The following is a 10,261-nucleotide window of genomic DNA, read 5'->3' as shown; positions in this document are numbered from 1 at the left end:
ATCTCTCCGAGGTTACACAGATAATAATCGGAAAGCCAGTTCCAGAAACGAATTTGTTCTTCCGGAAGAATGGGTCTTTCATCCAAAATACTGATGACATCCTTCGCCACAAAGTTATCCGGAGCATCGGATAATCATATACTGTCTGGTAAACTGTATTTGTAAGATTATTCACTTTAAATCCTAGAGTATATTTCTTTAAAATATCCGCAGAAATACCAGCGTTTAAAATAAAATAAGGATCCAGTGCCACAGATTTTTTCTCATCTGCCGTAGTGTAAGTAAGTCCATTTATAAGCCCTTGAGCATAAATTTTAAGGAAATCAAATTTATAATCTATTGAGCCACTAGCTTTGTGTAGAGGAACATACATCATCTGTTTTTGGGTTTCCTTATTAATAGATTTTGAATATGTATATCCTGCATTAACCTTCAGGCCATGTCTGCCAAAATTTTTATTCCAGGTAATCTGCGATTCTAAGCCATAAAATTCAGATTTATATGTATTAAAAGGAGCCCAATAGCTATATGAAGTAGGAAGCCAGCTGATAAAATCCTTAATATCCATATAATACGGGCTGAGAGTAATCTTAAAATCTCTAAAATTAAACTCATGATCCATATCAATATTTAAGGAGGTCTCAGGACGTAAGTTCAGATTTCCTCCCGGCTGCCAATAAAGATCATTAAAAGTTGGATATCTGAAGTTTCTTGAAAAACTGGCACCTATATGATACCATGATACAGGATTCCATTTTCCAGAAAAAGAATACAAAACCGGGGATGAAATGTTTTCAACAAAATCTTTCTTTATTCCTGCTTCAAAACGTAAATCTTTAGAAACAAAATATCTTATCATTCCTCCTAAGGATCCTATATTTCGACTGACACTTCCTATCCCTGTCTCATACCCCTCCGCCTTATTCACCTGAAACTCTCCAATCATATTAATATTGATTTTGGGAGTGATGAAATAATTAAAATCGTTTTTAAAGATATAGTTCTTCCCTTCTGCTCCACTGGATTTAAGTGAATGGATATCTGAAAAATATTTGTAATTATCTTCCGTATAAGCAGCTTTGAAGCTGTTAGTGAGATTCACCTTATTGATATCCCAGGAGATCAAACTTCTCAAAGTATTTGCCTTATACTTCGCCCTGTTACCATTTTCCTCGTAAATTGCATAATGCTGAGAAGCGTCAAATACCTGGCTTTGCCATGAAATAGTCTGAGAATCCGTAATTTTATAAGCAGTTCCTATATTAAAGGTAGTATTGTAATACCTTCCATTGATATTTTTAAATGGGGTTCTCCCTACTACAAATTCCGGCACCTCATAATCATTAGCACTTACACTATAATTTGCAGAAGCTTTAAAACTAAATTTATCATTACTGTAAGAGCCCTTTACAAAGTTATTGTAGGTATCAAAAGATGCTACCTCTGAAAATAAAGATCCGTGAAATCCTTTATTAAACTCCAGGTTATTATTCAGATGAATACTTCCCCCAATAGCTCCTGATCCATAGACAATACTTCCTCCACCTGCTTTTATTCCAATCTGGTCATATCCAAACAATGCAATGTTGTTAATATCTCCCTGTCCTAAAAAATTAGAGTTAATGTTAATACCGTTCCAGACAAAAGCAGTCTGCTGAGCTGATGTTCCCCTAAAAGAAGGTGAAGAAACGGCACCACGCCCATTTTCTTTAATATAAAGGTTAGATTGAAATCTAAGTAATTCTGAAAGATTGCCTGAATTCTTTTGAGCTTCTTCCGGTGTAATTGTTTTCACAGGGTGAAATTGTTTCACCTTGTTCATCTGGCTGTCGAAAATATAAATAGTATCTACAGCTTTCTCCTGTCCGAAAAGAAAACAGCCATAAGATGACAAAAATAGTATTAGAAATCTTTTTATATCCATATCCTTCTACTTTTCCTCCGAAAGCAATATGTTTTTTTGATTAATTTTCTGGCAGGTCTCCTGACTTTCGCTTTCTGTGCCTTCCCGTTTTTATACAGTGGCTGTTTACAGAAACTTTTATTGCGATTTACAGTTGCGGGGACAGTTTGGGAGTTTCACCCAATTCCCTTTTCATTCCAATATACTGGAAACCAAAATTTTTGCAAAGATAGCTTTTTAAATGTATTAGGCAAAAAGTGAATTTTATGAAAGAAAGACGAAAGCAGAATCGATTGAATCCTGATCTAAAAAAGAATTAATAACCTTCCTGTGTATGTAAAATAAAAAAAACATTCCGGAGTGGAATGTTTTTTTTTATATGTTATTAAGATTATTGACCTATAACTTCTGTAATTGGATTTCCAACATTTCCACTTGGGAACTGAATTTTCAGTAATGAAGAAACTGTAGGGGCAATATCCGTCATGTGATAAGCCTTATTGCTTTCACCTTGTTTCACTCCCCAACCCATAAAGATTAACGGAATGTGTGAATCATAAGAGTTCCATACACTATGAGTAGTTCCTGTTTTAGAATATGGCGGAAGCATAGAGTCGTGAGAGATCAATTGAATATCCCCACTTCTTTGTCTGTTGATTCCATTGATAATTCTTTGCTTGATGGGCTCAGGAATGCTTGATTCAGACACTCTGTCTACAGAAACTGCATATAAAACAGTAGGATCTTTTTCCAGTTCTTTAATAGCGAAGTTTCTTACATCATCCAATTCAAGTTTGCTGTCTGCCAATACTTTTCTATCGAAATAAATCTGATAATTATCAATAGCGTTGATCAATTTATCAGCTCCGAATTTATCTTTCAGCTTTTGGTTGAGGTTCTTTTCAGCACCTTCTCCAAAGAATCCCGTAGGAATTTTATGTTCTTTTAAAAAACCTACAGAGTGTGCTCCACCATGGTCAGCAGAAAGGAACACCGTGTACTGTCCTTTTCCAACCTTTGAATCCAAATAATTGAAGAATTGTGCTAAATCCTGATCTAATCTGATATAAACATCTTCCACTTCAATTGAGTTCGGCCCAAATTTATGCCCGGCATAGTCCGTAGAAGCCAAATTGATGGCTAAAAAGTCTGTAATATTATCACCTCCCAGTTTTTCTCCCTCTACAGAGGCTTCTGCTAACTTTAATGTCAACGTATTTCCGAAAGGAGTATAACGAATGTTATCTTTTTTGGTTTGATAATCTTTTGCAAGATCATTGTAAGGGAATGTAGGTGTTTTTGCACTACCTAATAATCCTTCCCAAGGAGAATTGTCTGGTGCACTTTCTGTATATTGATTGATTGGGAGCAGAGTATTCCACCCATTAGCCACCAATTTCTCCGGTAAATTCTGAGAATTGAATGATTTTACCCACTGAGGAAGATCATTCATATACCATGTGCTGGTAATAAAGTTTCCTGTACTGTCATCAAACCAGAAAGCTCCGTTTGGTGTATGACCTGCAGGAAGAATAGAAGCTCTGTCTTTTAAAGAAACTCCGACTACTTTCCCTTGGAAATTTGTTGCCAGCCTCAGTTCATCCGTTACTGTAGTTGACCAAAGGTTTTTAGGTGAATGGCTTCCTGTTTTGGTATTGGTTGTCCCCACTGGCTGAACGCTGTCATCGGCAGTACAATATACACCTTTACCTGTTTCTTTATCTGTCCAGTCATTTCCGGCAATTCCGTGAATCGCAGGTACAGATCCTGTATAAATACAAGTATGTCCTAAAGCGGTAATAGTAGGTACATAAGGAATGTGTACGTTATTTAAAGAATAACCGGTATTCAAAAGTCTTTTGAAACCGTCATTTCCATATTTGTTGTAAAAACGGTATAAATAATCCCAACGCATCTGGTCTACTACAAGACCTACTACTAATTTGGGTCTTTCCAATTGAGAATTTTTGTTCTTCTGTGCATTGATTGTAACTACGGACAAAAAAGTAGCTGCCGCAATTGAAATGTTCCTAAGCATCCAAGTAAAATTTTATTGATCACAAATTTAGGGGTTTTGAATGTTTTAGAACGTGAATTTTTATTTAAATTTGATCTTTATTCAATTATCAACCCGGTTCATCATGATTTTAGGAGTATATTGGTACTTTAAATTCCCTGAAAATTTATATGATTTCAAATTTTTTAAATTTTTCGAGGGATATGGAGGCCATGCAGATAATGCCGCAGAATTGGCTGCAAAAATTCAGGTGGAAAACATCAATGATTTTATCGAAAAACTGGAAAATCTGAGAACCAGGTTTAAAGAAGCATTTTTGTTTCTTAATATCAATGATAATCAGCTTATCATCAGCATTGGAGATCATCAGCTCTTTGATTTTCATTTTCAGTTTGCCCTGGAAGTGGAAGCACTGTTGATTCGTGAAAATGCAGTATTATTAGATGTTAGCATTCCATTTAAAACACAATCTACTAAAGCTTATCATAGTGAAGGAGAAAATTGGGGGCCTAATGAACATCGCTTTCTACAAATTGTAGGTTCAGATTTTAAAAAGAATAATGCGGAAAATCTTTCTATAAGGATTGACTGTAACCTTCCGTTAGCAGATAAAAAATTTTTCATCAATGATCTGGGTTCTATCTGCCGGGAAGAAAATATCAATGTATTTTATTATAAAGATTATGATTTCAGTACTCATTCCAATCTAATGCTCTTCTTTACGAATGGCCGCCAAAGAATAGGTGCTGTTCAATCCATCAATCTTAATTCATTTGGAAATAAAGTAAGACAACTTACTCAAAAATATGCGCTTCATTTTGGGCATCTTGAAGGTTTGAAATATTATCCTCAGCATGGTCCTCACATTGAGCTAATCACAGATGAAGAATATATTATAGATAGAAAATAAAACAAAATTGAATTCCAAAACTACACTAAATCTAATAACATGATTAAGTTTAAATATGTCATTTTGTATGTAGAAAATGTAGAATCAGCAATGAATTTCTACCAAAATACTTTCGATGCAAAAATAAAATTCATTACTCCTGAAAAAGATTATGGAGAACTGATTACTGGAGAAACGACTCTTTCTTTTGCTTCTGTTGATTTGGCCAGCTCCAATATTAAAAAGGGATTCCTCCTTTCCAAAACAGAAGTTAAACCTTTTGGGATTGAATTGGGGTTTGTAACTGACGATGTAGAAACCTTAGTTGAAAAAGCTGTAAAAAACGGCGCCATTCTGTATCAAGATATTGCTGTAAAACCTTGGGGACAAAAGACTGCTTACATTAAAGATCCCAACAATTACCTTGTAGAAATCTGTACTGAAATTCAATAAAACATATTCCGTGGAAATTAAAAAACTACAAAAGCTGACTTCCAATCCTGGTTTAGAATGGGGATATAATGGATATTCAACAGATATCATCTACTCTGTTTCTTCAATAGAATTCAGTGGCACCTTTGAATTGACTCTGAGAGAAAAAAAATTATCCTACACTAAAGTATGGGAAACCAATTCTGATGATATCGAAGAACTCAATACGATCATTGAAAAAGATTCATCTTTCGGAGCTTTTGCAGATGGTGAACTTCAGGGCTGGATCATCTGTGAACACAGAACCTGGAACAATAGTTTCTACATCGAGAACATTCTTGTGAATGAAAAATACAGAAGACAGGGATTGGGAATCCTGCTGATTAAAAGCGCAATCAAAGAGGCCAGAAACCTTAACTGCCGGGTTATTGAACTGGAAACACAGAACACAAACTATCCAGCCATACAATTTTATAGAAGAATGGGGTTTAATATCACCGGAGTAAATACAAGATTGTATAATAACTCCGAAGAAATTGCTCTTTTTATGACGTTGGATATAGAATAGCTTGTGAAATTTTCAGGTTTTGGCTAAAGCCAATGGATGGTTTATGTATTGGAGAGCGGGCTAAAACCCGCTCCTATTCATATTTAAATTTATTTTATTTTCGGCAAAACGATCAAGCTTTCATTTCCGGAAGCGTTTACGGCTTGTATGGCAAAGAAATAATTGTCTTTAGAATAAGGCAACTTGATAACAGTTTCTTTGGTAAATATTTTTTTCTGCCACATAGAAGCATCCGTTTCACGTAACAATACATAATATCCTGCTACCTCTCCCGATTTAGGCTTTTCCCAGGAAAGATCTGTAAAATTGGTAAGTTTATTTACTTCTATTTTTACATTTTCAGGTTTTGAAGGGGATTTTGCAAGATTTGCAAGAACCGAAATATTTACGCTTACATTCTTTTTAAAATACTCAAAATCCATAAATTCCGGTAAATCTCCATACTGCACTCCATTTTCTTTTCTGATATTCTGGTGCTGATGGTCGAAGTTCTCATTGAATTCCGTAAGCCGTACAGCAGAAAATCCCTTTTCAACAAATGGAGTATGATCTCCACCTCTCAAAAAACGGTCGTTCCTGTAAATTAATTTGACCTGAAGATTATCAACATACCGCTCTCCTATTTCTTTAATATATCTTGCCAACTGTCTCTCCAGTCCGAATTTTCTAATCTCCTGAGCTTTTTTATCCAACTCATATTGAGGCAGACCTTCTGAAAAGACTCTCAGCTGATGGGTATTAATCAAATGTGTATCACTGCTGAGATTATTTGAAATCATGTCATTATTCAACAAACCTTCCAACTGCCAACCTTCATTAGCTGCTTTCTCAGCCAGCATTTTAGAACCCAGCAAGCCTTGTTCTTCTCCAGAAAAAGCGACGAATACAATACTTGCCGGAAATTTAGATTTGCTCAATATTCTGGCACTTTCTATAAGTCCTGCTACTCCACTTCCATCATCATTGGCTCCCGGAGCATTGTCTTTGCTATTCATGACATCACTTACCCTTGAATCCAGATGTCCACTCATCATAAACAATCGTTTATCATTAGGGTTGGTTCCATGAATAATGGCAATAACATTTCCTAAATCAGTAGGACGGTCTATTCTTTTTCCATCTGGCTGGATGGTTTGATTCTGCATAAAGACTTCCATTCTTCCAGCTGCGTTTTTTGCATAGTCATTGAATTTTTTCGACACCCATTTTCTCGCAGCTCCTATTCCTCTTTTGGAATCTGTAGTAGAACTCATGGTATGCCTTGTTCCAAAGCTCACCAAAGAATTGATATGACTTTTCAGAGAATCTGTACTTACCTGTGAAACATAATTGAGGATTTCAGTATCCTGCTGAACCGTTTGTTGAGCGTGAAATACAACAGGAATAAAGAACAAAGTGAATATTATTTTTCTCATAACAGAACAGTCTATTAATCTTTTACGGTTTATTTGTTATGAAATAAAATTACAAAAAAGACAACAAACTTTATTAACAAAATCATTAAATTAAAATTTCAGTATTTTCGCAAAAAGATAACCTTATATCAGATGGATACAAAGAAAAACGTTCTGGAGAAAATGTCTGACCGAGAACTTGAGCAATACATAAAACCTGACAGTAAATTTGTACCTCAAGCGATACAGTACGCTTATGAAATTTTACAGTCAAGAGGAAGAACATTTACGAATGAAGAACAGGATCGCATTAACTCTCTTGTTTCTACAGTTGGAAGTAACGAACCCATCATAATACATCCTAATCACACAAAAGCGTCCAATCTTATCTACCTGTCTGGAGCAATAGGAATTGCCGGTTTAATCTGGACATCAGAACAATTAAATTCAGGTTTGGCAATTTTCATTTCTGTCGCGGTAATTGCTTTTGTTTTTGGAACCGGTTATATGATCGGAAAGGGAAACGCAGTAGCAAAATATCTGTTCATCTTTCTTTTTGTGATCGGTATCCTTGGAATACCTGTAATAATAACCCATTTAAGCACTGAGCCGATTCTCGGAATCATCAATATTTTACAACTTATTTTTCAAACATGGGCTGTTGTACTTCTTTTAAAAATTCCTAAAAATAAAAAAGTATAGATATCTCACATGGAAAACCTTCTTACCTATATCCGTTCTCTCACTCCATTTTCAGATGAAAGCTGGACATTACTTCAAGCTGCACTCTCCGAAAAACAATATAAAAAGAATGAACTGATCTTAAAGGAAGGCGAAATATGTCAATCATTATTTTACATTGATAAAGGGTACTGTAAGTCTTATTATGAAATCAATGGCGTAACAAAAAACACTGATTTCTTTTTTGAAAATGAAATTGCAACCAATATCAATAGTTTTGGCAGTGGAAAACCTTCTGAATTCAATATGATGGCTTGTGAAGAATTACATGTTGTTATCTTTAATAAAGAAATACTCTTTAAAATTGCAGCACAATACATTGAAATAGAATCTCTGGGGCGTCATTGTATTCGACAAATTGCTTACAAACAGGAAGAGTTCGCCAACCTCTTCAAACTGTATTCAGCGCAGGAAAGACTTGAATATCTTGAAAAAAAACATCCAGAGATATTACAAAGAGTGCCGTTGTCCCAACTGGCTTCATTTCTGGGAGTAGCCAGAGAAACATTAAGCAGAATCAGGAAACGGAGAATTTCTCAATAACCGGAACTCCTGATCAAAAGAATATAAAAAAATTAACACCAATCCAAAATAAAATGAAAACATTGATCTGGCAAGGAATTGCTTTTCAATCCCTGGAATATTTCAGTCTTAAAGAAAATAATAAAGGCTCAATCGTAGAATCAAGAATTATTGGTTACTATGAAAGTAAAATGTATACTGTAGATTATCAATTAATCATCGATATTAATTGGAATATCCAGAAATTTATCATCAAATCTGAAGTCAACACGGTTAAAAATGAATTAACCGGTAGAAAATTACAGGACGGCTGGGAGATCAACAATGTAATCAATCCCGATTTTAAAGAATTTCCCTTCATTGACATCTCATTAACTCCTTTTACGAATACCTTACCCATCAACAACCTTACATTGGCTGAAAACGATGCCCAGAAAATCCAGGTCATTTATATTGATGTTCCGAATAACCTGGTAAAACCGGTGACTCAGCAATATACCAGAATTGCTACCCATACTTATCATTATGACAATCTTCAAACCGATTTTGAGGCTGACATTTTAGTCGATGATAATGGTTTCGTAGTCAATTATCCTGGATTATTTGAAAAAATTGCTGAATTTTCTTAAACCTCAGCACACCATTACTATGACCATTAATGAAATAAAAGAAGCTGCCATTGCCTGTAAAACATTGAACCAACAGGAACTGAGCGACAAAATAAAAGAATTAAAAGACAATGAAGTTTCATTTCTCGGTTGTTTTGCGTTTACCCAGCATAATCAACAAATTTCCCTTTCAGAATCTATAGAAATGACCTTGAAACTTGATGTATTTACAGAAGAAGAAAAAACTCAAATCAACGGATATCTGAATCTGGCTTGGGAAGATTTTAAAGAAGATGAAAACTAATAACTTATAACAAAATGGATAACAGAATTCAGGAAATTAAAGATAAAATAGAAATACCTGCTACAGAATTTTTTACTGGTGGTTTCAGACCTCTTAATGTTTTAGAAGAATCATGGATCGGGCGGGTATTTGCCTATGCTGAAGATGAAGAGATTCCTTTGGATAAAAATGGAGATCCTATGATGCCGCTTATCCAGTTCTATCTTCCCAACCAGCCTTTTGTACCGGAATTGATAAAGGACAAAAAATTAATTACCGTATTTATTTCTCAGGATTTTCCGAGAATGCTTGAAAAAATGGGTGACAATTGGGTTATTCGGGAATATGATGATCTGGAGAATATTGTCATCAAGGATTTGCAAAGTCCGGTTTCTTATTTAAAACCATTTCCACTACGCTCCGAATTATATCCTAAGGATGCCCCTTTATGGGATGGTGGCGGAATTGAAGATATAGATTACAACTTAATCTCTGAAATTGTTAAACTTGAAAGAGAAGGGCATTTCAACAGCTATTTTGACATCATTAAGCACTGTTATAGTACTAAATTGGGTGGTTACCCATCATTCTGTCAGCCCGGCATTGGTTTCAAAGATGGTTTCGGAAAAGGGTTTGAATTTGTTTTTCAGGTGTCTTCAGATAATAAAGCGCATTTGAATGTGATTGACAGTGGAAGCTTTATGTTTGCGAAGAATAAAGAGACTGGGGAGTGGAGCTTGTACTATGATTTTTATTAAAGTATTAAATATAATTTTACCATATTCATTCCAATCCTTTTGGAGCTGAGTATTAGCGAATAATCCGCTTTTTAATACAAACTTCATTTTATTCACCAACGCTTCGAGATTTAGAGTTCCCTTAAGGTATTGCTTTCCGGTCATAT

At 35.0% G+C, this 10,261-nt stretch carries 11 protein-coding genes and 1 riboswitch; of the genes, 8 read left to right on the top strand and 3 right to left on the bottom strand.

Annotated features, from left to right (window positions below; all coding sequences use genetic code 11):
• Both NBX25_RS24575 and pafA read right to left on the bottom strand, forming a co-directional pair.
• A partial coding sequence (locus NBX25_RS24575; RefSeq protein WP_502799814.1) for a TonB-dependent receptor plug domain-containing protein occupies positions 1 to 1,924 on the bottom strand: 1,924 nt, incomplete at its 3' end.
• A 33-nt stretch (positions 1,925 to 1,957) separates the two neighbouring features.
• A riboswitch (cobalamin riboswitch) is annotated at positions 1,958 to 2,135 on the bottom strand.
• 159 nt (positions 2,136 to 2,294) lie between these two features.
• A complete protein-coding gene (gene pafA / locus NBX25_RS24570; RefSeq protein ID WP_250255821.1) occupies positions 2,295 to 3,941 on the bottom strand; it encodes an alkaline phosphatase PafA in 1,647 nt (548 codons plus the stop codon).
• A gap of 103 nt (positions 3,942 to 4,044) precedes the next feature.
• Between pafA and NBX25_RS24565 the strand changes: the two genes are divergently transcribed.
• Genes NBX25_RS24565 through NBX25_RS24555 form a run of 3 tightly spaced genes read left to right on the top strand, consistent with a single transcriptional unit; the run spans position 4,045 to position 5,809 of the window.
• Positions 4,045 to 4,830, top strand: a complete 786-nt coding sequence (locus NBX25_RS24565) for a hypothetical protein (RefSeq protein WP_250255820.1) — start codon at positions 4,045 to 4,047, stop codon at positions 4,828 to 4,830.
• A 39-nt stretch (positions 4,831 to 4,869) separates the two neighbouring features.
• Positions 4,870 to 5,262: a VOC family protein gene (locus NBX25_RS24560; RefSeq protein WP_250255819.1), complete on the top strand. Its 393-nt coding sequence runs from the start codon at positions 4,870 to 4,872 to the stop codon at positions 5,260 to 5,262.
• Positions 5,263 to 5,272: 10 nt separating this feature from the next.
• Entirely contained in the window at positions 5,273 to 5,809 is a 537-nt protein-coding gene (locus NBX25_RS24555; RefSeq protein WP_250255818.1) for a GNAT family N-acetyltransferase, read from the top strand.
• Between the two features lie 89 nt (positions 5,810 to 5,898).
• Here NBX25_RS24555 and NBX25_RS24550 read toward each other — a convergent pair whose 3' ends face one another.
• On the bottom strand, positions 5,899 to 7,224 hold the full coding sequence (locus NBX25_RS24550; RefSeq protein WP_250255817.1) for a M28 family metallopeptidase: 1,326 nt from the start codon (positions 7,222 to 7,224) through the stop codon (positions 5,899 to 5,901).
• A gap of 132 nt (positions 7,225 to 7,356) precedes the next feature.
• Here NBX25_RS24550 and NBX25_RS24545 point away from each other — a divergent pair, with 132 nt between their 5' ends.
• From NBX25_RS24545 to NBX25_RS24525, 5 genes are read left to right on the top strand one after another with little or no spacing between them, the layout of a single operon-like run.
• Complete coding sequence (locus NBX25_RS24545; protein ID WP_123910571.1) at positions 7,357 to 7,905, top strand: hypothetical protein; 549 nt, start codon at positions 7,357 to 7,359, stop codon at positions 7,903 to 7,905.
• A 9-nt stretch (positions 7,906 to 7,914) separates the two neighbouring features.
• A complete protein-coding gene (locus NBX25_RS24540) occupies positions 7,915 to 8,487 on the top strand; it encodes a Crp/Fnr family transcriptional regulator (RefSeq protein WP_123910570.1) in 573 nt (190 codons plus the stop codon).
• 53 nt (positions 8,488 to 8,540) lie between these two features.
• Positions 8,541 to 9,095: a putative glycolipid-binding domain-containing protein gene (locus NBX25_RS24535; RefSeq protein ID WP_250255816.1), complete on the top strand. Its 555-nt coding sequence runs from the start codon at positions 8,541 to 8,543 to the stop codon at positions 9,093 to 9,095.
• The gene (locus NBX25_RS24530; protein WP_250255815.1) at positions 9,079 to 9,378 is read left to right on the top strand and encodes a hypothetical protein; all 300 of its coding nucleotides are present in this window, start codon (positions 9,079 to 9,081) and stop codon (positions 9,376 to 9,378) included. The genes NBX25_RS24535 and NBX25_RS24530 overlap by 17 nt, the downstream gene beginning before the upstream one ends.
• 14 nt (positions 9,379 to 9,392) lie before the next feature.
• Positions 9,393 to 10,115 (top strand): YwqG family protein, encoded by a 723-nt coding sequence (locus NBX25_RS24525; RefSeq protein WP_123910567.1) that lies wholly within the window; start codon positions 9,393 to 9,395, stop codon positions 10,113 to 10,115.
• Positions 10,116 to 10,261: the final 146 nt, after the last annotated feature.

The organism is Chryseobacterium sp. Marseille-Q3244 (assembly GCF_940807095.1).
Lineage (GTDB): Bacteria > Bacteroidota > Bacteroidia > Flavobacteriales > Weeksellaceae > Chryseobacterium.
The sequence above is the reverse complement of the archived record's forward strand: the minus strand, read 5'-3'. Positions and strand labels throughout refer to the sequence as shown.